Source organism: Brevundimonas sp. Root1423, from assembly GCF_001426805.1.
Window position 1 is genome coordinate 392800 of the sequence record NZ_LMFL01000001.1, and the last position, 23972, is coordinate 416771.

30 protein-coding genes, 1 other RNA gene and 1 pseudogene are annotated in these 23972 nt (G+C 67.7%); 10 read left to right on the forward strand and 22 right to left on the reverse strand.

The genetic code is table 11. The features are described from left to right. Both parE and ASD25_RS02060 read right to left on the reverse strand, forming a co-directional pair. Window positions 1-2118, reverse strand: coding sequence for a DNA topoisomerase IV subunit B (gene parE, locus ASD25_RS02055; RefSeq protein ID WP_056614572.1), 2118 nt, complete (start codon window positions 2116-2118; stop codon window positions 1-3). After that, on the reverse strand, window positions 2081-3436 hold the full coding sequence (locus ASD25_RS02060) for an O-antigen ligase (protein ID WP_235562556.1): 1356 nt from the start codon (window positions 3434-3436) through the stop codon (window positions 2081-2083). The genes parE and ASD25_RS02060 overlap by 38 nt, the downstream gene beginning before the upstream one ends. Window positions 3437-3480: 44 nt before the next feature. On the opposite strand from ASD25_RS02060, the gene ASD25_RS02065 reads away from it, so the two are divergent. Next, a complete protein-coding gene (locus ASD25_RS02065) occupies window positions 3481-4656 on the forward strand; it encodes a low temperature requirement protein A (protein ID WP_056614575.1) in 1176 nt (391 codons plus the stop codon). A gap of 9 nt (window positions 4657-4665) precedes the next feature. On the opposite strand, the pseudogene ASD25_RS02070 reads toward ASD25_RS02065, so the two are convergent. Continuing rightward, a pseudogene (locus ASD25_RS02070) lies at window positions 4666-6935 on the reverse strand (ATP-dependent helicase). 117 nt (window positions 6936-7052) lie between these two features. On the opposite strand from ASD25_RS02070, the gene ASD25_RS02075 reads away from it, so the two are divergent. Together ASD25_RS02075 and ASD25_RS02080 are read left to right on the forward strand one after the other, a co-directional pair. Then, window positions 7053-7250, forward strand: coding sequence for a hypothetical protein (locus ASD25_RS02075; RefSeq protein ID WP_056614579.1), 198 nt, complete (start codon window positions 7053-7055; stop codon window positions 7248-7250). A gap of 3 nt (window positions 7251-7253) precedes the next feature. Further along, window positions 7254-7583, forward strand: a complete 330-nt coding sequence (locus ASD25_RS02080) for a hypothetical protein (RefSeq protein ID WP_056614581.1) — start codon at window positions 7254-7256, stop codon at window positions 7581-7583. Window positions 7584-7586: 3 nt separating this feature from the next. Here ASD25_RS02080 and ASD25_RS02085 read toward each other — a convergent pair whose 3' ends face one another. Beyond that, window positions 7587-8303 carry an SIMPL domain-containing protein gene (locus tag ASD25_RS02085; protein WP_056614595.1) on the reverse strand — a complete coding sequence of 239 codons (717 nt, stop codon included), beginning with the start codon at window positions 8301-8303 and terminating at the stop codon, window positions 7587-7589. Between the two features lie 43 nt (window positions 8304-8346). Next, window positions 8347-8583 (reverse strand): ribbon-helix-helix domain-containing protein, encoded by a 237-nt coding sequence (locus tag ASD25_RS02090; protein ID WP_056614915.1) that lies wholly within the window; start codon window positions 8581-8583, stop codon window positions 8347-8349. Window positions 8584-8680: 97 nt separating this feature from the next. Here ASD25_RS02090 and ASD25_RS02095 point away from each other — a divergent pair, with 97 nt between their 5' ends. Both ASD25_RS02095 and ASD25_RS02100 read left to right on the forward strand, forming a co-directional pair. Then, window positions 8681-9436: a Coq4 family protein gene (locus tag ASD25_RS02095; RefSeq protein ID WP_056614597.1), complete on the forward strand. Its 756-nt coding sequence runs from the start codon at window positions 8681-8683 to the stop codon at window positions 9434-9436. 90 nt (window positions 9437-9526) lie between these two features. Next, window positions 9527-10462: a DMT family transporter gene (locus ASD25_RS02100; RefSeq protein ID WP_056614600.1), complete on the forward strand. Its 936-nt coding sequence runs from the start codon at window positions 9527-9529 to the stop codon at window positions 10460-10462. Here the strand turns inward: ASD25_RS02100 and ASD25_RS30080 are convergent. Both ASD25_RS30080 and ASD25_RS29055 read right to left on the reverse strand, forming a co-directional pair. After that, entirely contained in the window at window positions 10459-10611 is a 153-nt protein-coding gene (locus tag ASD25_RS30080; RefSeq protein WP_156389159.1) for a hypothetical protein, read from the reverse strand. The genes ASD25_RS02100 and ASD25_RS30080 overlap by 4 nt on opposite strands. Window positions 10612-10614: 3 nt before the next feature. Further along, window positions 10615-10791 carry a DUF4169 family protein gene (locus ASD25_RS29055; protein WP_082572146.1) on the reverse strand — a complete coding sequence of 59 codons (177 nt, stop codon included), beginning with the start codon at window positions 10789-10791 and terminating at the stop codon, window positions 10615-10617. A 73-nt stretch (window positions 10792-10864) separates the two neighbouring features. Between ASD25_RS29055 and ASD25_RS02105 the strand changes: the two genes are divergently transcribed. Further along, window positions 10865-11098, forward strand: a complete 234-nt coding sequence (locus ASD25_RS02105; RefSeq protein ID WP_056614603.1) for a DUF2171 domain-containing protein — start codon at window positions 10865-10867, stop codon at window positions 11096-11098. Window positions 11099-11201: 103 nt separating this feature from the next. Further along, window positions 11202-11603 (forward strand): YccF domain-containing protein, encoded by a 402-nt coding sequence (locus tag ASD25_RS02110; RefSeq protein ID WP_056614917.1) that lies wholly within the window; start codon window positions 11202-11204, stop codon window positions 11601-11603. Window positions 11604-11660: 57 nt separating this feature from the next. On the opposite strand, the gene fumC is transcribed toward ASD25_RS02110, so the two are convergent. After that, window positions 11661-13049 (reverse strand): class II fumarate hydratase, encoded by a 1389-nt coding sequence (gene fumC / locus ASD25_RS02115; protein ID WP_056614606.1) that lies wholly within the window; start codon window positions 13047-13049, stop codon window positions 11661-11663. A gap of 88 nt (window positions 13050-13137) precedes the next feature. Between fumC and ASD25_RS02120 the strand changes: the two genes are divergently transcribed. Continuing rightward, a complete protein-coding gene (locus ASD25_RS02120; protein WP_056614609.1) occupies window positions 13138-13509 on the forward strand; it encodes a RusA family crossover junction endodeoxyribonuclease in 372 nt (123 codons plus the stop codon). Here the strand turns inward: ASD25_RS02120 and ASD25_RS02125 are convergent. The 7 genes from ASD25_RS02125 to miaA form a co-directional block, all read right to left on the reverse strand. Then, the gene (locus tag ASD25_RS02125) at window positions 13485-13889 is read right to left on the reverse strand and encodes a GFA family protein (RefSeq protein ID WP_056614612.1); all 405 of its coding nucleotides are present in this window, start codon (window positions 13887-13889) and stop codon (window positions 13485-13487) included. The two genes, ASD25_RS02120 and ASD25_RS02125, sit on opposite strands and share 25 nt — an antisense overlap. 63 nt (window positions 13890-13952) lie before the next feature. Further along, a complete protein-coding gene (locus tag ASD25_RS02130; protein WP_056614616.1) occupies window positions 13953-14717 on the reverse strand; it encodes a C13 family peptidase in 765 nt (254 codons plus the stop codon). A 62-nt stretch (window positions 14718-14779) separates the two neighbouring features. Further along, complete coding sequence (locus tag ASD25_RS02135; RefSeq protein ID WP_056614618.1) at window positions 14780-15271, reverse strand: SspB family protein; 492 nt, start codon at window positions 15269-15271, stop codon at window positions 14780-14782. Window positions 15272-15382: 111 nt separating this feature from the next. Beyond that, window positions 15383-15707: a transfer-messenger RNA gene (ssrA, locus tag ASD25_RS29060) on the reverse strand. A 7-nt stretch (window positions 15708-15714) separates the two neighbouring features. Next, window positions 15715-15966, reverse strand: coding sequence for a hypothetical protein (locus ASD25_RS30085; protein ID WP_156389160.1), 252 nt, complete (start codon window positions 15964-15966; stop codon window positions 15715-15717). A 78-nt stretch (window positions 15967-16044) separates the two neighbouring features. Beyond that, window positions 16045-17415, reverse strand: coding sequence for a M20/M25/M40 family metallo-hydrolase (locus ASD25_RS02140; RefSeq protein WP_056614623.1), 1371 nt, complete (start codon window positions 17413-17415; stop codon window positions 16045-16047). 53 nt (window positions 17416-17468) lie between these two features. Beyond that, entirely contained in the window at window positions 17469-18338 is an 870-nt protein-coding gene (gene miaA / locus ASD25_RS02145; protein ID WP_056614626.1) for a tRNA (adenosine(37)-N6)-dimethylallyltransferase MiaA, read from the reverse strand. A 72-nt stretch (window positions 18339-18410) separates the two neighbouring features. Between miaA and ASD25_RS02150 the strand changes: the two genes are divergently transcribed. Beyond that, window positions 18411-19472 (forward strand): Mrp/NBP35 family ATP-binding protein, encoded by a 1062-nt coding sequence (locus ASD25_RS02150; protein ID WP_056614629.1) that lies wholly within the window; start codon window positions 18411-18413, stop codon window positions 19470-19472. 62 nt (window positions 19473-19534) lie between these two features. After that, window positions 19535-20632, forward strand: a complete 1098-nt coding sequence (locus ASD25_RS02155; RefSeq protein ID WP_056614632.1) for an NADH:flavin oxidoreductase — start codon at window positions 19535-19537, stop codon at window positions 20630-20632. 3 nt (window positions 20633-20635) lie between these two features. Here the strand turns inward: ASD25_RS02155 and ASD25_RS02160 are convergent, their stop codons facing one another. The 7 genes from ASD25_RS02160 to ASD25_RS02190 all read right to left on the reverse strand — a co-directional run bounded on the left by ASD25_RS02160 (window position 20636) and on the right by ASD25_RS02190 (window position 23962). Continuing rightward, window positions 20636-20959, reverse strand: a complete 324-nt coding sequence (locus ASD25_RS02160; RefSeq protein ID WP_056614636.1) for a YbjQ family protein — start codon at window positions 20957-20959, stop codon at window positions 20636-20638. A gap of 1 nt (window position 20960) precedes the next feature. Then, on the reverse strand, window positions 20961-21476 hold the full coding sequence (locus ASD25_RS02165; RefSeq protein WP_056614639.1) for a dihydrofolate reductase: 516 nt from the start codon (window positions 21474-21476) through the stop codon (window positions 20961-20963). A 56-nt stretch (window positions 21477-21532) separates the two neighbouring features. Next, window positions 21533-22204 (reverse strand): aquaporin, encoded by a 672-nt coding sequence (locus tag ASD25_RS02170; protein WP_200943499.1) that lies wholly within the window; start codon window positions 22202-22204, stop codon window positions 21533-21535. 95 nt (window positions 22205-22299) lie between these two features. Continuing rightward, window positions 22300-22578, reverse strand: a complete 279-nt coding sequence (locus ASD25_RS02175; RefSeq protein ID WP_156389161.1) for a hypothetical protein — start codon at window positions 22576-22578, stop codon at window positions 22300-22302. Then, window positions 22563-22856: a hypothetical protein gene (locus ASD25_RS02180; protein WP_056614642.1), complete on the reverse strand. Its 294-nt coding sequence runs from the start codon at window positions 22854-22856 to the stop codon at window positions 22563-22565. The genes ASD25_RS02175 and ASD25_RS02180 overlap by 16 nt, the downstream gene beginning before the upstream one ends. Then, complete coding sequence (locus ASD25_RS02185; RefSeq protein ID WP_082572148.1) at window positions 22856-23647, reverse strand: thymidylate synthase; 792 nt, start codon at window positions 23645-23647, stop codon at window positions 22856-22858. The genes ASD25_RS02180 and ASD25_RS02185 overlap by 1 nt, the downstream gene beginning before the upstream one ends. A gap of 81 nt (window positions 23648-23728) precedes the next feature. Beyond that, window positions 23729-23962: a hypothetical protein gene (locus ASD25_RS02190; RefSeq protein WP_156389162.1), complete on the reverse strand. Its 234-nt coding sequence runs from the start codon at window positions 23960-23962 to the stop codon at window positions 23729-23731. Window positions 23963-23972 lie beyond the last annotated feature (10 nt).

Consider the following 23972-nt stretch of genomic DNA (forward strand, 5'->3'; position numbering starts at 1 on the left):
CTAGACGTCCAGATCAGCCACAGCGAAGCGCGCGTTTTCCTGGATGAACTGGAAGCGCGCCTCGGGCTTGCGACCCATCAGGCGCTCGACCAGATCCTCGATCTCGTCCTCGGACTCCGGCACCGTGACCCGCGCGAGGGTGCGCTTCTTCGGGTCCATGGTGGTCTCCTTGAGCTGGGAGGCCATCATCTCGCCCAGACCCTTGAACCGGCCGATCTCGGTCTTCTTCCCCTTGAACACGGTGGCCAGAAGCTCGTCGCGGTGCGCGTCGTCGCGCGCGTATTCGGACAGCGGCCCGGCGCTGATCCGGTAGAGCGGGGGCAGGGCCATATAGACCCGACCCTGACGGATCGTCTCGGGCATGGAGCGGTAGAAGAAGGTGATCAGCAGAGCGGCGATGTGGGCCCCGTCCACGTCGGCGTCGGTCATGATGACGATCCGCTCGTAGCGCAGGTCGTCGATGTTGAACCGGCTGCCGGGCTGGACGCCCAGCGCCAGCGCCAGATCCGACAGTTCGATATTGGCGCGCAGCTTGTCGGCCGTGGCCGAGGCGACGTTCAGGATCTTGCCGCGCAGGGGCAGGATGGCCTGGGTGGTGCGGTCGCGCGCCTGTTTGGCCGAGCCGCCGGCTGAGTCGCCCTCGACAATGAACAGTTCGGTCCCGTTGGCCGACTGGCGCGAGCAATCCGACAGCTTGCCGGGCAGGCGCAGCTTGCGCGTGGCCTGGGCGCGCTGGACTTCCTTATCTTTGCGCCGCTTCAGACGATCCTCGGCCCGTTCGATAACAAAGCCCAGCAAGGTGTTGGCTTGCTTGGGACTTTCAGTCAGCCAATGGTCGAGCGGGTCGCGCATCAACTGCTCGACCAGACGCTGGGCGTCGGGGGAGGAGAGGCGGTCCTTGGTCTGGCCCTGGAACTCGGGATTGCGGATGAAGACGGAAATCATCGCGCCGGCGTTGGCGATGACGTCCTCGGCCGTGATCAGGTTGGCGCGCTTCTCGTTGGTCAGTTCGCCATAGGCTTTGAGACCCTTCACCAGCGCGGCGCGGAAGCCGGCCTCGTGGGTGCCGCCGTCGGGCGTGGAGACGGTGTTGCAGTAGGAGGAGACGAAGCCGTCGGCCTCGCCGAAGCCGATCGGGGACCAGGTCACGGCCCATTCGACGGCTCCGGCCTCGCCCTTGCGCTCGACGCGGCCGGCGAAGGTCGGGGTGACAGTCTCCAGCGTGCCGATCCGCTCGGCCAGGGCGTCGGCCAGACCGTTGGGGAAGTGGAAGACGGCCTCGGTCGGCGTGTGGTCGGTGATCCGCTCGGCGGCGCAGGTCCAGCGGATCTCGACGCCGCGGAACAGATAGGCCTTGGACCGGGCCATGCGGAACAGGCGGGCGGGCTTGAAGGCCGCACCGACGCCGAAGATTTCCTCGTCCGGTTTGAACCGGATCAGGGTGCCCTTCTTCTTCGATGGCTGACCCTGCACGATGGAGCCGAGCGGCAGGCCGCGGCTGAACGACTGCTTCCACTCATGGCCGTCGCGCCAGACGGTGACGTCCAGCTGTTCGCTCAGGGCGTTGACGACGCTGACGCCGACGCCGTGCAAACCGCCTGAGGTTTCATAGGCCTTGCCCGAGAACTTGCCGCCCGAGTGGAGGACGGTCATGACCACTTCCAGCGCCGACTTGCCCGGATGCTTCGGGTGCGGGTCGACGGGGATGCCGCGGCCGTCGTCGCGGACGGACAGCCAGCCCTCGGCGTCGAGATCGACGGTGATCAGCCGGGCGTGGCGGGCCACGGCCTCGTCCATGGCGTTGTCGAGAACTTCGGCGAACAGGTGGTGCAGCGCCCGCTCATCGGTGCCGCCGATGTACATGCCGGGGCGTTTGCGGACGGGTTCCAGCCCTTCCAGCACCTCGATCGACGAGGCGGAATAATTTCCGGCGACCGGCGGGCTTGAAGGCTCAGCGGGCGAGGGCGCCCGGACGGGCTCGGCGGCCGGCTTCGGCGCGGCGGCCTGCTGCGTCAGCGCCGGCTCGGGCGCGGGTTCAGGCGTGGCGACGAGATCGGCGGGACGCGGTTGCGTCGGCTCTTCATCGAACAGCGAAAGGAGGTCGGCGGACTGGCCCATGCGGATACTGTGCGGCGATTCGGGAGGGGGTCTGGTAGGCCCCGCGGCGCTTCTCCACAAGCGGAACGGCGACCGGGGCGGGAGACGGCAGGACGGCGCGGGTCAGGACCGCCAGGAACAGCACCCAGGGCAGGCTCTGGTGCTGCACCAGAATGCTCTCCGACAGGCTCAGAACGAAGAAGGCGGCGAGGAATCCCAGCGCCCACCAGCCTTCGCGTGCGCCGGATCCCATGGACCGGAGGACTGTAATCAGGCCCGTGGTCGCCATCAGAACGCCGACCAGCACCGCGCCCGGCCAACCCAGCTGCACCAGCAGGTCGATCCAGCCGTTGTGGGCGCTCGGGACGCTCCAGCCGGTCTCCTTGCGCACCCAGTCGGCGGGGATGGATTCGCCCGCCCGGCCCCAGAAGGCGCCGTAGCCGTAGCCCGTCCACGGACGGTCGGCGACCTTGCGCATCAGACTGTCCCAGATCTCGGTCCGGCCGGTCAGGGACGGATCCTTGCCGAGCGCCTCGAGCACGGCGACCGAGTGGGTTTCCCACGTCCAGATGCCGAGCCCGGCCAACACCATCAGGATCCAGATAGCCGCGACGCTGAAGGCCGGGCCGCCGCGCTTCATCGACCAGAAGGCGCCGACGAGGCCGAGGCCGACGATCAGGCACAGCAACGAGGTCTTGGACTGGGTGGCCAGCACGAGGATCGACGCAAGGCCCAGGGCGATGGCGGGCAGCAGGCGACGCGGGTCCGGCGAGGCGAGGCAGGCGGCCGAGGCGGTGGCGCCGATCACCATGACGGCCCCCATCTGGTTCTTCTCGTACCAGAGGCCGCGCCACAGGCCGGCGTTGTCGTACTGGTGGACGCCGATGGAGGGGAAGGCGAAGACCATCACCAGACTGCCCACCGCCATCAGCAGGGCGGCGTGCATCAGCAGGCGCGGCAGGTGCGGCCCGCGGAACACCGCGCCGAGATACAGGGCGAAGACGCAACTGATGGCGAGAGCGATGACCCGGCGGCTCGTCACGCCATAGTCGATCGACCAGTATTTCGAGGCGAAGGCCAGGCCGACAACCGCGACCATGGCCAGCGCCGCCGGCCAGGCGCGCCACAGCCGGTCGATCCGGTACGCCGCCATGCCGAAGATGGCCGCATAGGCCGGCAGCCAGACCAGCCGCAGCACCGGCGTCTCTTCCTGCAGGGGCGCGAAGACGGGTCCGATCAGGGCGCCGGTCAGCATGGCGATGATCCCGATCGAGATCGCCCGTTCCCACAGGCTGGGAACCGGTTCGGTCAGGACCGCTTCTGGACGGGACTCATGCACCCATGCAGGGTCAGGCCTCAGGCTTAACGAAGGGTTGGAATCGGATGGCGGGCGATCTTCTGAGGACCCGGGACGGGGCCCACGCCCGGGTCGGCTTCGTCGAACTGTTCTTCGACCTGGTCTTCGTCTTCGCCATCACCCAGCTTTCGCATAGCTTGCTGGCCCATCTGACGTGGATCGGCGTGCTGCAGGCGACCATCCTGCTGGGCGCCCTGTGGTGGGCCTGGATCGACACCAGCTGGATCACCAACTGGCTCGATCCGGATCATGCGCCGGTCCGCGCCCTGCTGTTCCTTCTGATGGGCGCGGGACTGGTCATGTCGACCTCGCTGCCGGAGGCGTTCGGCGAGAAAGGTCTGATCTTCGCCTGCGCATTCGCGGCGCTGCAGGTCGGGCGCAGCCTGTTCACACTGTGGGCGGTGCGGGCGCACGAGGTGCTTCGCCCCAACTTCCAGCGCATCAGTCTCTGGGCCATCGGCGGCGGCGTTCTCTGGATCGCAGGCGGATTTCTCGAGGGGCAGGCTCGTCTGGCCCTGTGGCTGGTCGCGGTGCTCATCGCGTTCGCGGCGCCCGCCTGTTATTTCTGGGTGCCCGGGCTGGGCCGCTCGCATACGGCCGATTGGGAGGTCGAGGGCGCCCATCTGGCGGAGCGCGTCGGCCTCTTCATCATCATCTGCCTGGGCGAATCCATTCTGGTGACCGGCGCAACGTTCGCCGGACTGGACTGGACGCCTTCGGTCGTGGGCGCGTTCGCTGCGGCCTTCGTCGGAACTCTCGCCATGTGGTGGATATGGTTCAGCAAGGCCCATGACGCCGCATCGGCGGTTATCGAGCACTCCAGCGACACGGGCCGCGTCGCCCGACGCGCCTACACCTATGCGCCGATCCTCGTCGTCGCCGGCATCGTCGTAACCGCGGTGGGGGACGAGATGTCTCTCAGCCATCCGGGCGGCGTCATTGACTTTCCCATGGCTGCGGTCCTGATCGGCGGGCCGATGCTGTTCCTGATCGGGGCTCAGGTGTTCAAGCTGGCGGCGTTCGGCCTGTGGTCGCCGTCACGGCTCAGCGGGATCGCGGCGCTCGGTGCGCTTACCTTTGCGGTGCCGGTGCTGACGCCGCTCGGGCTTGCCATCTGCGCCACTGCGGTGCTGGTCGGCGTGGGCGCCTGGGAGACCTTGGTCAGACACCGGTCGCCGGTGGACACCGAAGTCGGCCACTGACGTGTCGGCTCAGGCCTTCTCCACGAAGCTGTCGATCACCTTCTTCTCGCCGGCCTTCTCGAACTCGACCAGCAGCTTGTTGCCCTCGATGCCGGTGATCAGGCCGTAGCCGAATTTCTGGTGGAAGACGCGCTCGCCCTTCGACCAGTTGGAGCCCGCCTTCGGGTCCGCTGTGGCGACCAGCCGGCCGTCACCCTCGATCAGGGCGTGGCGGGCAGGGCGCGCATCCGGTGAACGGCCCGCGGTAAAGGACTGGGCCCGTTTCCAGCCCGGCGAGGAATAGCCCGAGCCGAACGTCGGCATGTCGTCCCAGCGGCTCTTGGCGTCCTTCATGCCGGGCGTGACGCCGTAGTAGCCGGTGTCGCTCTCGGCCTCGACGTGGGCGATGGGCAGTTCGTCGACGAAGCGGCTGGGCAGTTGTGAGGTCCAGCGGCCGTAGACCAGCCGGTTGGCGGCGAACGAGATGCGCGCATCCGACTTGGCCCGGGTCACGCCGACATAGGCGAGGCGGCGTTCCTCCTCGAGGCCCTTTTCACCCTTCTCGTCGATGCTGCGCTGGCTGGGGAAGACCCCTTCCTCCCAGCCCGGCAGGAAGACCAGCGGGAACTCGAGCCCCTTGGCGCCGTGCAGGGTCATGATCTGGACGGCGTCGTCCGAACCGCCGCGATCGAGATCCATGACCAGCGAGACGTGCTCCAGATAGGCGGTCAGGGTCTCGAACTGCTGCATCGACTGCGTCAGCTCCTTGAGGTTATCCAGTCGCGTCTGACCGGTGGCGCGGTCGGCCTTCTGCATATCGGTGTAGCCGCTCTCCTCGAGCACGGCCTCGGTCAGCTCCCAATGCGTCGTGGTCTGGGCCAGAGCGCGCCAGCGGTCGATGTCGCGCACGAAGTTGGACAGGGCGGTGCGGGTCCGCGCCTGAAGTTCGTCCGAGGTGATCAGGTCGCGCACGGCGCTCATGGCCGAGACGCCGGACAGGCGGGCGATCTGCAGCACCTTCTGCACGCTGGTGTCGCCGATGCCGCGCTTGGGCACGTTGACGATCCGCTCGAAGGCCAGGTCGTCGCCCTCGGAGAGGATCAGCCGCAGATAGGCGTGGGCGTCGCGGATCTCGGCCCGTTCGAAGAAGCGCGGGCCGCCGATGACGGTGTAGGGGACGGCCAGCAGGACGAACCGCTCCTCGAACGCCCGCATCTGGAACGAGGCGCGGACCAGAACGGCCATGTCCTTGTAGGCGACACCGGACCGGCGGGCGGTCTCGATCTCGTCGGCGATCAGCCGGGCCTCGGCCTCGCCGTCCCAGACGCCGCGCACCCGGACCTTCTCGCCGCTCAGATCCTCGGTCCAGAGCGTCTTGCCCAAACGGTCGCGGTTGGAGGCGATCAGACCCGACGCCGCCCCGAGAATATGCTGCGTAGAGCGATAGTTACGCTCCAGTCTTACGACCTTGGCTCCGGGGAAGTCGCGTTCGAAGCGCAGGATGTTGTCCACCTCGGCGCCGCGCCAGCCGTAGATGGATTGATCGTCGTCGCCCACGCAGCAGACGTTCCCGGTCGAGGAGGTCAGCAGCCGCAGCCACAGATACTGGGCGACGTTGGTGTCCTGATATTCGTCGACCAAGATGTAGCGGAAGCGACGGCGATATTCGTCAGCGATATCCGCATGCTGCGACAGGATGGTAAGGTTATGCAGCAGCAGGTCGCCGAAGTCGCAGGCGTTCAGACTGACCAACCGCGCCTGATAGGCCCGCGGTTCTTCCAGTGGTCGATCAGGCCGCTCAGCGAACGCGGCGTCCAGCGCTTGGTGTCGAGGTTGGCGGCCTCCAGCAGCTGTTTGCAGACCCGCTCCTGATCGTCGGTGTCGAGGATGGTGAAGGTCGACTTCAGCCCGACAAGTTCGGCGTGCCGGCGCAGGATCTGGGCGGCGACGCTGTGGAAGGTGCCCAGCCAGCGCAGCCCTTCGGCCGATGGGCCGATCAGATGGGTGATCCGCTCGCGCATCTCGCGCGCGGCCTTGTTGGTGAAGGTGACGACCAGAAGCTCCCACGGCCGGGCGCGGCCCGTGGCCAGGATGTGCGCCAGCCGGGTGGTCAGCACCCGCGTCTTGCCCGTGCCCGCGCCCGCCAGCACCAGTACGGGGCCGTCGACAGTTTCCACCGCCTCGCGCTGTTCGGGGTTCAGGCCGGCCAGATAGTTGGCCGGCGCCGCCTCCACGCCGTTTGGGCCGCGCGAGCGGGCGAGGTCGGAAATACGTGGAGCGGGGACTTCAGGCAGACTCATCGGCGGAACATAAGGGGCACGAAGCCATCTGTCAGCGGCTGCGTGCGCCTGACCTCGCGGAACCGTCAAGCGTGACCGTCGTTCCGGCAGCATCCACAATCAGGGAAGGGGTCTTCCATGGCCGACAACATCAACAACACCGGCAGCGGCGGCGGCAACACGGGCCTCGCCTTCATCGTCGGCGCCATCGTCGTGGTTCTGGCGATCGTTGCGTATTTCGTCTTCGCACGGGGCGGCGCGCCCGACACCAAGGAAGTCAACGTCGACGTCAATCTGCCCGAAGTCTCGGCTCCGGCCGTTCCGAGCACGAACTGAGCCATGACAGACCCCAACATTCCCCCGCCCGTCGAGCCGACGCCGCGGACCGAGGTCCATCATACCACCATCAACAACCCGCCGGCCCGCAGTGGCGGCGGCAGCTGGATCGGCCTTCTGGTCGGCGGTCTGGTCGTGGTGGTGCTGATCATCGCCTTCGTGGTCTTCACGAACGGCGGCGGTATGGGCGGAGCCAAGGACACCAATGTCGACATCGACGTCGACCTGCCGCGTCCGACCATGCCCGACGCCCCGAAGATGCCGGACCTGCCCGATGTGCCGTCGGTCGAGCCGCCGTCGGTGCCGACTCCGTCGCCCGAGCCGCAGGCCTGATCGTCAGCGCAGGCGATAGCTGATGGTGGTCACGACCCGGACCTTCTTGTCCGGGGACTGGCTCTCGTCGCCGATCTCGTCGCGCGCGAGGATTTCGAACGACCCCTGCGTCGCCTGACGTATCGGACCGAGCGGCGCGCCGGAATCCTGCGCGAACCGCTCGGCGCCGGTCCGGGCGGCGGCCGTCGCCTCGGCGATCATGGCCGGCCGGACGGCGTTGAGCTTGGTGAAAACATAGGTGGGGCCGGTGAAGTCCTGCAGGACCACGCCTTGCCGCACGAGGTCGTTGAGGGCGCGGGTCGTGGCCTGAACGCGGTCCACGTCGGTCGTGCGGACGATGACGGTCTGGGCCAGGATGAAGCGCGGGCCGCCGTTCTGGTTGGCGTATTCGCGGGACTGGGTGTCCGCCACTTCCAGCCGTCCCAGCGACACTGCATTGGCGGGATAGCCCTGCGCGGTCAGGAAGCTGCGCACGATGGCCAGATCGCCATCCACCCGGGCCTGAACGTCTGACAGCACATCGCCCGACGCGGTGAAGCGCAGCGGCAGGACGGCCAGATCGGCCTTCACATTGCGCTCGGCCAGGCCGCGGACGCTGACAGAGCGGTCCCCGACGCGGGCGTTGACCACCCCTTGCCCGATCAGGGCGCCGCTCCCGACCAATCCAGCGGCGATCAGCCCGCCGAACACCAGCGCAGGGATGAGTTTTTCATTGGCCATGGGACGCTCTCCGCTTCGGAGGATGCGCCAACCTTGGCTGCTGTCAATCCGCCGATCCCTGTTCGGCGAAAGACCGGTCGCCGCCGGCCCAGGCGAGGGCCAGCAACCGGCAGGCCGAGGCGAGGGGGGTGCGCCCGCGCCTTTCGTCGATCCGCTTCATCAGCCCGGCCTGCGAGAGCCCTGACGCGACCGCGACCTCATCCAGCACGGCCCAGAATGCGGGCTCCAGCGCCACGGAGGTGGCGTGGCCGGACAGGGAGATGGAGCGCTTCTTTAGCATGCCGGAACCTTGGCACACGGCCGCGCGGGATGCGACGTGAACGACGTTCACCTGCTGGAAGGATCGCGGTATGATCATGCCAGGGACAGGATCCGCCATGACCGCCACCGCCGACTTCCAGACCTCCAGCCGTTTCGATCCCCCGAAGCTCGAGCCGATCACGGCGCTCCGCGCCTTCCGGCGCCTTGTCCGGAACAAGGAGGACACCGCCCAGGTCTTCGAGATCATGCGCGCGCTGTCGGGCGGCTCGATCGCCCGCGGCTACAACCGGATGCTCGCCACGATGGAAGGCGGTCGGCAGGCCTTCCTGCGCGAGGAACTGGCGCACAAGCTCGACGATCCCGTCTGGCTGGCGCAGTTCCCGGCCGGTTCGGTCGGCGGGGCCTACCGGGCCTTTCGGGAAGCCCGCGGCTTCACCGCCGAGGGTCTGGCCGATGAGGCTCGCAAGGTCGCGCCGCTGGTCGACGCGCCACACCCTGTCATCTGGTATTCGCGCCGCCTGCGAGACGTCCATGACATCTGGCACGTGCTGACCGGGTACGGCACCGACGCTCTGGGCGAGGCCTGCGTGGTGTCCTTCTCTTACGGCCAGACCCGCAACCTCGGCTTCGCCTTCATTGGTTGGGGCGCGGCCCGGGAAATCCAGCGCGAGGTCCGCACCGTGCCTGCGCGGCGCGCGGTCTGGCAGGCCTATCGCAACGGCAAGGCCGCGCGCTGGCTGCCCGGGCTCGATTATGAGGCCCTGTTCGAGCAGCCGCTGGAACAGGTGCGCGAGCAGCTGAACATCCGGCCCGCAACGGTCTATGACGCCGTGCCCCAGGAGGTGCGCGCGGGGCTGAAACTTCGCGCCTGACGGGCGGCGTCCGGGGATCATAAGTCTCCCTTATGTCGGGCCGCGATAACCCGGCTTGCGCCCCGTCCCGACGCGGTTCATCTGCGAACCATGTCCTCCCCGACTGAAGCCGCCCCCGCCGGTCGCCCGCCCCTGTCCCGCGCCACGCTTCTGGGCGTAGGAGGCGTGATCATCTGCGCCATGATCTGGGGCACGACCTGGTACGCCATCACCCTGCAGCTGGGGACGGTGCCGCCGCTGGCCTCGATCGTCTGGCGGTTCGGTCTGGCCTCGGCCCTGCTGTTCCTCGGCTGCCTGATCTTCCGCCAGAACCTGCGCCTCACCCGGGCCCAGCATCTGGCCGCGCTGGGGCAGGGGGCATTCGCCTTCTCGATCAGCTACAGCTTCACCTACGCCAGCGAGGGGCATGTGGCCTCGGCCATCGTCGCGGTCACCTTCGCCTCCCTGACCTTCCTCAATCTGGTCCTGTTCCGCATCGCCGCCGGCCAGAAGGCGGCAGCGGCGGCATGGGGCGGCGCCATCCTCGGCCTGTTCGGCGTCGCCGTGCTGTCGGGCGGCGAGGTGTTGAGCGCGGGCTTCGACCGGCGGGCGGCCCTCGGCGTCGGCCTGGCCTTCATCGCCACAACCGCCTCGGCCTTCGGCAACTATTTCGCCTGGCGCGGCCAGAACCGCGGCTCCGAGGCCATCCCCTCGACCGCCTGGGCGATGGCCTATGGCACCGGCCTGCTGGCGCTCTACGGACTCGTGACGGGCGTTGAGTTCCGCATCGACCCGACCTTCACCTACGTCGGCTCGTTGCTCTATCTTTCGATCTTCGGCTCGGTGATCGCCTTCGGCCTGTACTTCACCATCGCCCGGACCATCGGCTACGCCATGGCCAGCTATATCTCGGCCCTGACGCCCCCGATCGCCATGCTGGTGTCGGTGCTGTTCGAGGGCGCGCAGTTCGGCTGGACGGCGCTCGTCGGCCTGCTGCTGGTGCTGTCAGGCCAGGCGCTGTTGATCCGCGCGCCCAAGGCGGCCTAGCCGAACCATCCGCGCTTCTTCTTCGCCGGCGTCGCCGCCTTCTTCACCGCTTCAGCCTCGCGCCGTTCGCGCTCGGCCTTGACCCGCATGGCGACCAGGATGGGGATCAGCCCGTGTTTGACGCGCGGGTCCTGACGCGGATCGGCCATGGCTCAGTCCTCCAGCTTTGATCCGTCCAGAAGCCGGTTCGCCCGTTCGCGCTCCTTTTCGGCCGCCGTACGGTCGGCCTTCGATTGTCCGTGACTGGCGCGGTTGGCCTTTGCGGCGACCTTCGCCTCAGCCCTGGCCCGGTCCTTCCGGACCCGGTTCAGGTTGACGATTTCACCCATCATGACCTCCGCTGACGAAACCCGGCGATCCTTACGGCGTTGATTTCCCACGCCATCAGGACAGGAGCTTCACATGGTAGACGTCTCTCAGATCAAGGAACACCTCGAAGTCGTGGGCTCGGACGGAGAACACGTCGGCCGCGTCGATCACGTCCTCGGCGACCAGATCGAACTGGCCAAGCTCGATCTCGCCGGCGGCTTCAAACACCATCTGATCCCCGTCAGCTGGGTCGACCACGTCGACGAGCACGTCCATCTGAATGTGACGAAGGACGACGCGAAGGCGCGCTGGACCGAGAAACACTAGGCCGCCGGCTTACCGCGAATTCACGAAGGCCCCGCTGATATCGACGGGGCCTTTGCATATCTATGAGGTGGCGTCCGATTCGGGACGCGTGGAGACGACCGCCTTGATCCGCCTGATCCTGAACGTGCTTTGGTTCATCTTCGGAGGCTGGCTCGCCGGCCTGCTGTGGTTGTTCGGAGGCGCGATCCTGGCCCTGACCATCGTCGGCCTGCCGTGGACCTTCGCCGCCTGGCGAATCGCCAGCTACTCCTTCTGGCCGTTCGGCCGAGAGGTCGTCTGGCGCGACGAGTTCACCGGCCAGCATGACATCGGCACGGGCGGCGTCGGTCTGGTGCTGAACGTCGTCTGGTTCCTCTTCGCCGGCTGGTACATCGCCCTGTCGCACCTGCTCATCGCCATCGCCGAGTTCATCTCGATCATCGGCATCCCCTTCGCGCTGAAGGACCTGGAGCTGGCCAAGCTGGCGCTGGCGCCCATTGGCCGCACGATCCGCGAAAAGCCCTGAATCGAAAACGCCGGCCTTCGCAGGAAGGCCGGCGTTATTTTACGGAAGCCGGACTGATCACCCCGGCGAGATCATCTTCTCGGGCCGCACCGCCTCGTCGAACTCGGCGTCGGTGAGATAGCCGCCGCCGACGGCCTCCTCGCGCAGTGTGGTGCCGTTTTTGTGCGCCGTCTTGGCGATCTTGGCGCAGGCGTCGTAGCCCAGCTTGCCGTTCAGGGCCGTGACCAGCATCAGCGAGTTGTCGAGGCCGCGCTTGATGTTGTCCTCGCGCGGCTCAATGCCGACCACGCAGTTATCGGTGAAGCTGATGGCGGCGTCGGCCATCAGCCGCACCGACTGCAGGAAGTTGTAGGCCATCACCGGGTTGAAGACGTTCAGCTCGAAATGCCCCTGCGACCCGGCGAAGGTGACGGCCGCATGGTTGCCGAACACCTGCACGCAGACCTGGGTCAGGGCCTCGCACTGGGTCGGGTTGACCTTGCCCGGCATGATCGACGAACCCGGCTCGTTCTCCGGCAGGGCCAGTTCGCCCAGGCCCGAACGCGGGCCCGAACCGAGGAAGCGGATGTCGTTGGCGATCTTGAACAGGCTGGCGGCGACCGTGTTGATCGCGCCGTGGCTGAACACCATGGCGTCGTGGGCGGCCAGGGCCTCGAACTTGTTGGGCGCCGTGACGAAGGGCAGGCCGGTGATGGCGGCGATCCGCTCGGCCACCTGTTCGGCGAAACGGATCGGGGCGTTCAGCCCGGTGCCGACGGCGGTGCCGCCCTGGGCCAGCTCCATCAGTTTCGGCAGGGTCAGTTCGATCCGCTCGATGCCGTTGGCGACCTGCTGCGCATAGCCGCCGAACTCCTGACCCAGCGTCAGGGGCGTCGCGTCCTGGGTGTGGGTGCGGCCGATCTTGATGATGTGGGCCCAGGCCTTCGCCTTGGCGTCCAGCGCCGCGTGCAGATGCTTCAGCGCCGGCAGCAGATCGTTGACCACCTGTTCGGCGCAGGCGACGTGCATGGCCGTCGGATAGGTGTCGTTTGACGACTGGCTCATGTTGACGTGGTCGTTGGGGTGGACCGGCTTCTTGGAGCCCATCTCGCCGCCCAGCATCTCGATGGCCCGGTTCGAGATCACCTCGTTTGTGTTCATGTTCGACTGGGTGCCCGAGCCGGTCTGCCAGACCACCAGCGGGAAGTGGTCGTTCAGCTTCCCCTCGATGACCTCGTTGGCCGCCGCGACGATCGTGTTCCCGATCGTCGGGTCCAGCTTGCCCAGCGCCATATTGGTTTCTGCCGCGGCGCGTTTGACGATGCCGAGCGCGCGCACGATGGGCAGAGGCTGCTTCTCCCAGCCGATCCTGAAGTTGCCGAGGCTCCGTTGCGCCTGTGCGCCCCAGTAGCGGTCGGAAGCGACCTCGATGGGGCCGAAGGTGTCGGTTTCGGTGCGGTTCGTCATGGGGCAAGCTCGTCAGGCGTGGCGGGAGAATGCGCGGCGGTGTAGCACGGGGCCGCGAGCGAACAAGGCGCTCGGATGAGGACGCTGAATGACCGCTGGCTGGATTGGCATCGGAAAGGTCCGCGCCCGCGAGGTCGGCGACGCCGTCGAGATCACCATCGACGGCCTGACCACCCAGGCCAAATACTACAAGCCATTGGTCTATGAGTTCATGCGCAAGGAGTGGTCGTCGCGGCCCTCATACGGCGACTACACCGTCGAGATCCTGATGGAGCACGTCGGCGATCCGCCGTGGATGGACCTCGACAACCTCGCCAAGGCCCTGCTGGACGCCATCAAGGGCTATCTGTTCCACGATGACGCCCAGGTCGCGCGCCTGCTGGTCGAACGCCGCGAGGGCGAGCGCGAACGGATCACCATCCGGGCCTTTCCGCGTCAGCCCTCAGACGGTCCCGGATAACGGTCGAACGCCGGCAGGTCGTGCGCCGTGGCCATCCAGCCAATCCGCTCTGCCGTCTGGATCTGGGCCTGCAGGGGCAGGGCGTCCGGCGCGTCCAGCGTGGCGCTCTGCACATCGGTCATGCCGGGGAAGATGGCCTCATTGGTGTAGAACAGGCCGGTCCCGCACGCGCCGCAGAAATACCGCCGGCCGTTTTCCGAAGAGGCATAGGCGTGCGGGTTGCCGGTGATCGTGATCTGGTCGGTCGGAGCGAGGGCCCAGGCGACAACGGGCGCGCCGCTGGCCTTGCGACAGTCGGTGCAATGGCACAGGGCGTGATGCCCCACTTCCTCGGGCATCTGATAGCGCACAGCGCCGCAGTGGCATCCTCCGGACAGCATGGAACCCTCCTCCTCGAATGATGGATGTTCCTTATATGTTCCGGATCGAAAGCGCCAGCCCCCTCAGCCGGTCGGACGGTTGAACCGCAGCGTCGGCAGCCGCAGTTGCATCTCGGAGCCGACGAACAGCTGTGGCTCCGACGGCAGGGCGACCGCGTGTTCCTGCTCCTTGCGCGCCACGCAGGCGCGGGCGCCCGCCGCCAGCGCCAGGAAGTCGGTCGCGCTCGGCAGGGCCTCGATTACGCAGCCGTCGAACCAGGGATAGGTCTCGTCTGCGCCGCATCCGAACGACGTACGCTCACGGCTCGCGGCCGTGAGGACCATCCGGTTCGGCGCCGACAGGGTGTTCACGAAAATGCCGGAATAGCAGGCCGAGACGATCACCACGGTGGGCCGGGCGCCGCACGCCCGGCGGACGATGTTGACCATCATGTCGGGCGTCATGCGCGGGGCGTCGCCGAACACCATGGCGGTCGGCACGCCGTGCGAGGTGAAATACAGCAGACAGCCGGCGCTTCCGCGCGTCGCCGCATCATACAGGCCGTCCAGCACGATCTGGGGTGTCGCCGGGGTCGGCGCGTCCGGCCTCAGGCTGTAGTCGACCATGGTCGCGCGGGGGAAGCCGGCGCCCAGAAACCCCTTCACCAGGTCGCGGCGCGCATTGTCAAAGGCCTCGATGGGGCGGCCGCGGCCGTCTCGCCAGTCGGCGGCGATAATCGCCGAGGTCCAGCCTTCGAACCGGCTGGACGGAATTCGCCCGGCTTGGGCCGCGGCCGGCGAGGCGAGGGCGATCCACATCGCCAGTACGATGACAAACACCCGTCCCATGACCGTTTCCCCCGGGCTCCGAACAGCCCGAGGTTATCCGACGTTGCGGGAAGGGGAAGAGGCTACTTCTTGCGGAACTGGTCCAGCGAAACGACCTTGGGGCCGTCGTCGCCGGTGTCGACCGGATCAGTACGGGGCGGTTCGGCGGCGGCGACTTCCGCGGCGATCTCGTCGACCGTGGCCGGAGCCTCGAATTGTAGCAGGAACTGCACGGACGGGTCGTAGAAGCGGGTCACGGCCGTATAGGGCATGGACAGCACCTTGGGCATGCCGCCGAATTTCAGCATCACCGAGAACCGCGTCGGCTCGACTTTCAGGTCCCAGTACTGATGCTGGAGCACGACCGTCATCTCGTCAGGATATTTGGCCATGATGTCGGGCGGCACGCTGACGCCGGGCGCCCGCGTTTTGAAGGTGACATAGAAATGGTGCGCGCCGGGGATGCCCTCGGGCAGGGCCGCGCGCTCCAGCGCCGACCGCACAACGCCGCGCAGGGCGTCCTGCGCAAGCTGCTCGTAGTGCATCTCGTCGACTGGAGGTGTTTCGTCGGCCATGGGTCGCCTCAAGGGTTCGGGCGAACTGATAGCTGTGCGGGAGGGCCGGCGAAAGATGGCGACGTGGTGAAAGCGCCGTATTTTGTCGCAGGCTGATCGCGGATCGGGAGAAGTGCCAGGGGTTCTGTTGGCAGGCCCCCTGGCGGCCCCGCCCCAGGAACTGATCCCTGAGGACTTAAGTGTTCGAAATCAACCGAACCGCATTACGCGGCGAGGCGGACTTCTCCAGCGAAGTTATCGTTCGCAGTTAGAAAATGGCCCGATACGGTGGGCCAGGACGGCATGCTCGCTCCGCCGATAACGCGGGGAAGGAATGGTGGAGCCGCCGGGAATCGCACCCGGGTCCGGTCCGCTTATTACAAGCGCGTTTATCGCCATAGTCCGGGCGAACCCGGACAGGACCAATATAGTCTGTGCTGCCCGGGAATAGAAGGGGCCGACTGCTAGGAGCGGCCGCCAACGCGTCCGGGGCGGCGATTGTCGATGATCGGACGCACGCGGGCGCGGTTGTGTTCCACGGCCTCCCGGAGACCGCTCCATTCCAGAGCGGTCATGCAGACGCGCTTGGGTATCCGGGTGGCGGGCTGCGGCTCGTTTCGGCAGACGAGCCGATCAGCCGAGACACGGTCGGTGTTACGAGGCATCGCTACCGGTGTCTGACTGGTCAGCAAGGCGACAGCAATCGCAGTGATCATGGCGTACCTCCGATCGTCCAAGCGTGACCTGCGACAAAGGTTACAGTCAACTCAGGGCGTACCCCGATCGCGCCCCTCTCAGTCCCGCGTGGGGCGGCCTTCTGCGGTCCACTGCGGCCGGAAGTCGCTGTCGGCGAGCCAGCGCAGCGGCGCGACCAGAGACTGGATCGCCGCCGTCATGAAGGGCAGATTCAGGTTGGCGATGGTGTCGTCGGCCGTGTGGTAGCTCGGCGTGGTCGCCCAGCCCGAGACGGTGTGAGCGACGATCCCCTGCAGGGCCAGCTGGTAGTTGTCCGAACGTTCGAAGAAATGCTGCTCGGGGTAGATATCCGGCGCGATCAGGGCGCCGCGGGCCTTGAGCTCGGACCCGAAGTTCGAGCGGTCGAAGCCGGTCATCATCATCACCCCGGCCGGCATGTTGGGATCCTGCTGGCCGATCATCTCGATCTCCAGATTGGCGACGATCCGGTTCAGCGGCACCGGCGGGTTCTCGGCGAAGTATTGTGAGCCCAGCAGGCCCAGCTCCTCGCTGCCGTAGCCGACGAACATGATGCTGCGGCGCGGCCGGTCGCCCGCGGCCATCGCGCGCGCCAGTTCCAGCACGGCGGCGACCCCGGAGGCGTCGTCATTGGCTCCGTGCATCACCACGCCGTCCGGGCGAACCCCGAGATGATCGAGGTGGGCGGTGACCAACAGCACGCCCGCGTCGGGGTCTGTCCCCTGCAGGAAGCCGATGGCGTTGGTCGTGTGTGTTTCGGTCCGCGTCACAGTCCCCACGTCAAGCGTCGCTTCGGACCCGTCCAGGGCGGCCAGCCGGTCGAACGTCTCGGGCGACAGGATGACGATCTCCATCGCCGGCGAGGCGTCGGGGGCCTCGGTCAGGGCGACCGGGGTTCGGGTCCGGCCTCCGGCCCGCCGCATCAATGCCTCCGTTTCGCGGAGCACCAGCAGGCGGACGCCTTTCGACTGCGCCGCGCCGAGCCAGATACCCAGCGACGTCGCGCCAAGGTCGCGCACGAGCGCGACAGGAGAGGCGGGCAGGGTCGTCGGGTCGGCGCCGGCGACGCCGATCCGGCCTGTGACGTCGCCGCCGCCTGAATAGTAGAGGGTCAGGCCCGCACCCTCGGACACGGCGACGTCGCCGGCGTTGAGAGCGGCATGGCCGCCCGGCGTGATGCGCGTCACGCCCGCGGTCTGCAGATAGCTGGTCATGCCCGGCGCGGGGGTCAGGCCGAAGCCTTCGAACTGGGTCGCCATATAGGCGGCGGCGATGGCTTCGTCGCGCGTGGCGCTGCCGCGGCCCTGAAGCTCGGGACCGGCGAGGAAGCGCTCATGGGCGCTGACCCACGACTGCTGAACCGTCCAGCCCTGCGGCGCCGGCTCCTGCATGGTCGCGCAACCGGTCAAAAGGACCGCAACCGCCGCGCCGCTCGCCATCAGCCTGAACATCGGTATTCCCCTCGCTGTTGAGCCCAGCGCTGCCACGATTCGAATGCAGAGCGTCAAATCCGCGACCAATCCGGCGTCTGGTTCCGGAACCAGGTCAACTGCCGTTTGGCGTAGTTTCGCGTCGCCTGACGTGTCGCCTCGACCGCCGCCGCCAAGGTCGTCTCACCCGCCAGATGCGCCGCGAACTCGCGCACCCCGACGGCCTTCATGGCGGGCAGGGCGGGATCCAGGTCGCGGGCGATCAAGGCCCGAACCTCCTCCAGCGCACCCTGCGCGACCATCTGCGCCACCCGCGCGTCGCAGTTGGCGTAGAGCAGGTCCCTTGCCGGCTCCACCACAATCCCTGTCCAGCTTCCCGCCTCCAGCAGAGGGGTGGTTTCCGCGGTCCAGTCGCTGAGCGCGCGGCCGGTGTGGGACGCCACAGCCCATGCCCGCGTAAGCCGCTGCCGGTCCCCCGCCTCGATCCGCGCCTCGGCCGAGGCGTCCACGCCGGCCAGTTGACGACGGAAGGCGACCTCGCCCTCGGCGTCGAACAGCGCGCCGGCGGCGTCGCGCGCCTCAACCGGAATATCCGGAATATCCGCCAACCCCTTGGTCAGGGATGCAAAATACAGGCCTGTCCCACCGACCATCAGCACCGGGCGATCTTCTGCGGCCTGTTCGGTCAGGATCGGCATGACCGCCCGACACCAGCGGCCGACAGACCAGGCGTCCGCCGCATCGACAACGCCATACAGGGCGTGGTCCGCCTGCGCCTCCTCCTCGACCGACGGGCGGGCGCTCAGCACACGCAGGTCGGCATAGAGTTGCTGGCTGTCCGCATTGACGATCAGGGCCCCGGTGCGTTGCGCCATCTCCAGCGCCAGCCGCGACTTGCCCGAGGCGGTCGGGCCGGCGATCAGGGTGATGAGGGGCTGTGACAAATGCGGGCTCGCGGGCGGGTGTCTCCGGCGATAGAACGCAGGCCTCGCCCCCGCAACCCGGACGGACCCGCCTTGCCCGATCGTACCGACGTCGTCGCCGCCCTGGATGCGATCCTCGACCCGAAGACAGGGCAGGGGCTGGTCGCCGCCGGTCTGGTGCAGGGCCTGACCGTTGCGGAGGACCGCGCCGGCTTCGTCATGGAGGTCCCGACCGCCGAGGCCGCCCTCTACGCCCCGGTCCGCGACGCCGCCGAGGCTGCGTTGAAAGCCTTGCCCGGCATGACGCGGGTCTCCGTCGTCCTGTCCGCCGAGGCGGTCGCCCCCGCCCGGCGCGCTTCCCTGTCGCCCCAGGCCGTCGACCAGACCCGCCCCAAGGCGCCCGTCGCCACAGACCGTCCCGCCCACGTTCGCCGCGTCCTCGCCATCGCCAGCGGCAAGGGCGGGGTCGGAAAATCCACCGTCGCGGTCAATCTGGCCGCCGCACTCGCGGCGCGCGGCCTGTCGGTCGGCCTGCTGGACGCCGACGTCCATGGCCCGTCCCTGCCCACCATGCTGGGCATCTCCGGCCAGCCCGAATACCGCGATGGCAAGATCCAGCCCCACGTCGCCCACGGCCTGAAGGCCATGTCGGTCGGTCTGCTGACCAAGGCGGATGACGCCATGATCTGGCGCGGCCCCATGGCGTCGCAGGCTCTCACCCAGATGCTGACCCAGACGGCATGGGGCACGGAAGCGGCGCCGCTGGACATTCTCGTCGTCGACCTGCCGCCGGGCACCGGCGACGTCCAGCTGACCCTGATCCAGAAGACGCCGCTGGACGGCGCCGTCATCGTCTCCACGCCGCAGGAGGTCGCCCTCGCCGACGCCCGCCGCGGCCACCGCCTGTTCGAGAAGGTCGGCGTGCCGACCCTCGGCCTGATCGAGAACATGACCGGCCCGGTGTTCGGTCAGGGCGGGGCCAAGGCCGAGGCGGACCGTCTGTCCATTCCTTTCCTCGGCGACCTGCCGCTGGACGCGGCCTTCCGCGAAGGCGGCGACGCGGGCGTGCCGGCGGTTGTTGCGTCGCCCGACAGTGATCTCGCTACGCGTTTCTCGGTCATCGCGGCCGCCGTCGCGCAAAAACTCGGCCTCTGAGGGTTTCCAAACGAAACTGTAATCGCCACCTTGTCGGTTCCAGTCACTCCCTGAGAGAGTCCATGAGCGTCGAGACCCTGTTCCGCCCGTTCCAGGTCAAGTCCCTGAAGATGCCCAACCGCATCGTCATGGCGCCGATGACCCGCTCATTCTCGCCGGGCGGAATTCCGACCAGCGACGTCGCCGGCTATTACCGTCGCCGCGCCGAGGGCGGGGTTGGGCTGATCGTCACCGAGGGCACGGTCGTCGAACGTCCGGCCGCCCGCAACGACGCCAGCGTGCCGGTCTTCCACGGCGAGGCCCTGCCGGAATGGAAGAAGGTCGTCGAGCAGGTCCACGCCGCCGGCGGCCTGATCGCGCCCCAGCTCTGGCACGTCGGCTCCGCCCGCGGGCAGGGCGAGGACTGGACCCCGCTGGGCAGGGTCGACAGCCCATCCGGCTTCACCACCCCGGGCAACCGCAAGCTTGAGCCGATGACCGACGAGGACATCGCCGACACCATCGCCGCCTTTGGTCGGTCGGCGCGGGCGACGCGCGAACTGGGCTTCGACGCCGTCGAGATTCACGGCGCCCACGGCTATCTTATCGATCAGTTCTTCTGGTCCGGCCTGAACGACCGCGCCGACCGGTGGGGCGGCGGGACCATCGCCGACCGCGCCCGTTTCGGGGCCGAGGTGGTCAAGGCGGTGCGCGAGGGCGTCGGTCCTGACATGGCCCTGATCCTGCGCCTGTCGCAGTGGAAGTCGCACGATTTCGCCGCGAAGAACGCTCACGACCCCGCGGAGCTGGAGCAATGGCTGTCACCGCTCGCCGAGGCGGGCGTCGATGTCTTCCACTGCTCGCAGCGCCGGTTCTGGGAGCCGGAATTCGAAGGCTCCGATCTCAACTTCGCCGGCTGGACGAAGAAGGTCACCGGCCTGCCGACCATCACCGTGGGCTCGGTCGGTCTCGACGGCGAATTCATCGCGGCCTTCGGCGGCGCCGGATCGAAACCCTCCTCGCTGGACGGCCTGATCGAACGGCTGGAGCGCGACGAGTTCGACTTGGTCGCCGTCGGCCGCGCCCTGCTGGCCGACCCTCACTGGGTGGAAAAGATCCGCGACGGCCGTCTCGACGAACTGAAGGATTTCGAGCGCAGCGCGATGGCGACGCTGAGCTGAGCCCTACGTCTCGGGCTCGATCACCACGGCCGTGCCATAGGCCAGCACCTCCGTAATCCCGGGCATGATCTCGTTGGCGTCGTAGCGCATGGCCAGGACGGCGTTGGCGCCCATGTCGCGCGCGTGGGCGACCAGTTCCTCATAGGCCTCCTGACGCGCGGTCTCCGCCAGCTTCACATAGACGCCGACGCGTCCGCCGAGGATCGACTGGACCCCGCCGACCATGTCGCTGATGGCGTTGCGCGACCGCACGGTGATGCCGCGCACCACGCCCAGTGTCTTCACGACCCGGTGGCCGGGAATGTCGTTGGTGGTCACGGTCAGCATGTCATTTCCTCTCCAGAACCCGGAAGCGGAACGCGTGATCGTCCTTCTCGCCCGCCGGATGCGCTTCCGAGGATACCTCGACCCACGCCGCCTCGTCGAACGCCGGGAAGACGGCGTCGCCTTCAGGCTCGGCCTCGACCTCGGTGAGATACAGCCGCTTCGCCCGCGGCAGGGCCTTTTCGAACAGGGCCGTGCCGCCGATGACGCAGATCTCGTCGGCGCCGTCTTCTTCCGCCGTCTCGCGTGCGATCTCGATCGCCTCGTCCAGCGTCGTGCAGACCAGGGCGCCGCGCGCGCCGAAGGACTCGTCGCGGGACAGGATGATGTTCAGCCGGCCGGGGAGGGGCTTCAGCGGCAGGCTCTCCCACGTCCGCCGGCCCATGATGCAGGGCTTGCCGACGGTGATCGCCTTGAACCGCTGCAGGTCGCTGCGCAGCCGCCAGGGCAGGTCGCCGTCTCGGCCGATCACACCGTTGCGGGCCCGGGCGACGACGAGAACGAGTTGGGGCAGGGGCAAGCGGGACCTCGAAAGAAAGCGACGGCCGCGCGCGGCCGCCGCCCGTTCTTACGCGATCAGACGACCGGTTCCAGCACCTTGAAGCGGAACAGCAGCGCGCCCAGCACCGCGCCGACGGCCGGTGCGACGAAGAAGACCCAGACCTGGCTCAGGGCCTCGCCCCCCTGAAGGACCGCAGGGCCGAAACTGCGCGCCGGATTGACTGACACGCCGTCCACCTGGATGCCGACGATATGGATCACCGCCAGGGTGATGCCGATCGCCAGTCCCGCGAAGCCGCCGTGCTTCTGATCGCCGCTGACGCCGAGGATCACGACCACGAAGATGGCCGTCATCACCACCTCGAAGATCAGCGCGGCGTGCAGCCCATAGCCGCCGGGCGACAGCGCGCCGAAACCGTTGGCGCCGAGGTTGGCGAAACCGGTCTTGGCGATCAGGGCAATGACGAAGGCGCCGGCGATGGCTCCGAGGAACTGGGCGACCCAGTACAGCCCCATATCCTTCAGCGACATCCGTCCCGCGACGAAGGCGCCCAGACTGACCGCCGGATTGACGTGGCAGCCGGATATCGGACCGATGCCATAGGCCATGGCCACGATGGCGAAACCGAAGGCCAGGGCGATGCCCAGCTGGCCCACATGGTCGAACCCGCCCAGCACGGCCGCGCCGCACCCGAACAGAACCAGCACCAATGTGCCCACAAACTCGGCCGCGAACCTCTTCACCATGGCAACCTCCCCGTTGCTACGGCCCCGCTTGTCGCGGAGTCAGGGGGGACGGTGCGCCGAGTCCGATGAGATGAACAGGACGGGTAATTACCGATTCAGCGCGGGGGAAGGCGCCATTGGATCAAGGCGAACGCGACCATGAACCCGGTCATGACCGCGAACATGACAAGGGAGGCGGAGGAGGGCGCCAGACTGTCCAGTTCTCCGGCGGGGAAATTCGGCGCAGCCCTGAGATAGAAGACGAGAAACACCGCCTGGTCGGCTTCAAAGCTCTGCCATTGCCAATACAGGGCCAGGCAGAAAAGCGCGGCCGCGACGGACCATAGGAGCGCGGTCGGCCGCTCCGACACGAAAGACATCAGTCGCGAAGCCATTTCAGCCACTTCCTCTCCATCGCGGTCTCCAGATCGATCCCCGCCCGGTCGCAATAGATCAGCAGCATGCCCAGCACATCCGCCGCCTCATCGCCCAGCTTGCCGGCGTCGGCAGTTCCGCGCGCCCGGCCGCTCATGCGCAGATGCTCGGCGGTCAGCTCGCCCAGCTCCTCCTGCACCTTCAGCAGCGCCCAGTCGGCGGAGCGCTCGATCCCGTGTTCGGCGGCGTAGATGTCCGAGATGCGCAGGACGTCGGCCTGCAGGGTCTTCAGGTGCATCAGACCGCGACCGGCGCCTTGATATGCGGCCACGGCTCGGTCGGGGCGGGCAGGGGCTCGCGGCTCAGCTGCAGCTCGGCCTGTTCGACGTGGTTCAGATACAGGTGGGCGTCGCCGAAGGTGTGCACGAACTCGCCGGGCTTCAGGCCGCACACCTGCGCTACCATCATGGTCAGCAGGGCGTAGGAGGCGATGTTGAACGGCACGCCCAGGAAGACGTCGGCGCTGCGCTGGTAAAGCTGGCAGCTCAGCTTGCCGTCGGCGACGAAGAACTGGAACAGGCAGTGGCAGGGCGGCAGCGCCATGTCGTCGACATCGGCCGGGTTCCAGGCCGAGACGATGTGGCGGCGGCTGTTGGGATTGGTCTTCAAACCTTCGACCAGCTTGGTGATCTGGTCGATCACCCGCCCGTCCGGCGCGGCCCATGACCGCCACTGCTTGCCGTAGACGGGGCCCAGCTCACCCTCGGCGTCGGCCCATTCGTTCCAGATGCTGACGCCGTTGTCCTTCAGCCAGCCGATATTGGTCTCGCCGCGCAGGAACCACAGAAGCTCGACGATGATCGACCGCAGGTGCAGCTTCTTGGTCGTCAGGACCGGGAAACCCTTGCTCAGATCGAACCGCATCTGCCGCCCGAACACGCCCAGCGTGCCCGTGCCCGTCCGGTCGTCGCGCTGCGCCCCGTTGTCGAGGATGTCGCGCAGCAGGTTCAGGTATTGCCACTCGGGATGGTCGGACGCGACGGCGCCGGAGCGGGCGTGGACGTCTGCGAGAAGGACCTGGGCGTTCATCCGTCCAGAGTGGCGCTGATTCGGTCGTCATGGCAGGCGTGACGTGGGCTTGCTCACAGAAACGTGCCGCCTGTGGGCCGATCAGTCCCGCATCCGGTCCCGCCGCGCCTGCGCCAGCTGCGCGCGGTTCTTCACGGCCCAGTCGCGCTTGACCGTGATCGGCTTGCCGGAGCCGACGCCGACGGGCTTGCGTCGTTTCACCCCGGGCTGGATCAGCCCGTACCGCCGCCGCGAATAGGCCCGGGCGCAATCCATGCAGTGGCGATAGGTGCGCGCCGCATACGACGCGTGCCAGTTGCGGCCCTCCTGGAGCACGGTCTCGCAT

Bases quoted from the DNA above. Each gene is read 5' to 3' on its own strand.
- ASD25_RS02175 (WP_156389161.1), bottom strand. From the start codon at position 22,578: ATGGCTTCGCGACTGATGTCTTTCGTGTCGGAGCGGCCGACCGCGCTC.
- ASD25_RS30085 (WP_156389160.1), bottom strand. From the start codon at position 15,966: ATGATCACTGCGATTGCTGTCGCCTTGCTGACCAGTCAGACACCGGTA.
- ASD25_RS02185 (WP_082572148.1), bottom strand. From the start codon at position 23,647: ATGAACGCCCAGGTCCTTCTCGCAGACGTCCACGCCCGCTCCGGCGCC.
- ASD25_RS02075 (WP_056614579.1), top strand. From the start codon at position 7,053: ATGGCCGACAACATCAACAACACCGGCAGCGGCGGCGGCAACACGGGC.
- ASD25_RS02080 (WP_056614581.1), top strand. From the start codon at position 7,254: ATGACAGACCCCAACATTCCCCCGCCCGTCGAGCCGACGCCGCGGACC.
- ASD25_RS02160 (WP_056614636.1), bottom strand. From the start codon at position 20,959: ATGCTGACCGTGACCACCAACGACATTCCCGGCCACCGGGTCGTGAAG.
- ASD25_RS02065 (WP_056614575.1), top strand. From the start codon at position 3,481: ATGGCGGGCGATCTTCTGAGGACCCGGGACGGGGCCCACGCCCGGGTC.
- ASD25_RS02125 (WP_056614612.1), bottom strand. From the start codon at position 13,889: ATGCTGTCCGGAGGATGCCACTGCGGCGCTGTGCGCTATCAGATGCCC.
- ASD25_RS02180 (WP_056614642.1), bottom strand. From the start codon at position 22,856: ATGCACCTGAAGACCCTGCAGGCCGACGTCCTGCGCATCTCGGACATC.
- ASD25_RS29055 (WP_082572146.1), bottom strand. From the start codon at position 10,791: ATGGGTGAAATCGTCAACCTGAACCGGGTCCGGAAGGACCGGGCCAGG.
- ASD25_RS02140 (WP_056614623.1), bottom strand. From the start codon at position 17,415: ATGTTCAGGCTGATGGCGAGCGGCGCGGCGGTTGCGGTCCTTTTGACC.
- ASD25_RS02095 (WP_056614597.1), top strand. From the start codon at position 8,681: ATGACCGCCACCGCCGACTTCCAGACCTCCAGCCGTTTCGATCCCCCG.
- ASD25_RS02135 (WP_056614618.1), bottom strand. From the start codon at position 15,271: ATGGCCGACGAAACACCTCCAGTCGACGAGATGCACTACGAGCAGCTT.
- parE (WP_056614572.1), bottom strand. From the start codon at position 2,118: ATGGGCCAGTCCGCCGACCTCCTTTCGCTGTTCGATGAAGAGCCGACG.
- ASD25_RS02130 (WP_056614616.1), bottom strand. From the start codon at position 14,717: ATGGGACGGGTGTTTGTCATCGTACTGGCGATGTGGATCGCCCTCGCC.
- fumC (WP_056614606.1), bottom strand. From the start codon at position 13,049: ATGACGAACCGCACCGAAACCGACACCTTCGGCCCCATCGAGGTCGCT.
- ASD25_RS30080 (WP_156389159.1), bottom strand. From the start codon at position 10,611: ATGGCCGATCCGCGTCAGGACCCGCGCGTCAAACACGGGCTGATCCCC.
- ASD25_RS02155 (WP_056614632.1), top strand. From the start codon at position 19,535: ATGAGCGTCGAGACCCTGTTCCGCCCGTTCCAGGTCAAGTCCCTGAAG.
- ASD25_RS02100 (WP_056614600.1), top strand. From the start codon at position 9,527: ATGTCCTCCCCGACTGAAGCCGCCCCCGCCGGTCGCCCGCCCCTGTCC.
- ASD25_RS02120 (WP_056614609.1), top strand. From the start codon at position 13,138: ATGACCGCTGGCTGGATTGGCATCGGAAAGGTCCGCGCCCGCGAGGTC.
- ASD25_RS02170 (WP_200943499.1), bottom strand. From the start codon at position 22,204: ATGGTGAAGAGGTTCGCGGCCGAGTTTGTGGGCACATTGGTGCTGGTT.
- ASD25_RS02090 (WP_056614915.1), bottom strand. From the start codon at position 8,583: ATGCTAAAGAAGCGCTCCATCTCCCTGTCCGGCCACGCCACCTCCGTG.
- ASD25_RS02085 (WP_056614595.1), bottom strand. From the start codon at position 8,303: ATGGCCAATGAAAAACTCATCCCTGCGCTGGTGTTCGGCGGGCTGATC.
- ASD25_RS02105 (WP_056614603.1), top strand. From the start codon at position 10,865: ATGGTAGACGTCTCTCAGATCAAGGAACACCTCGAAGTCGTGGGCTCG.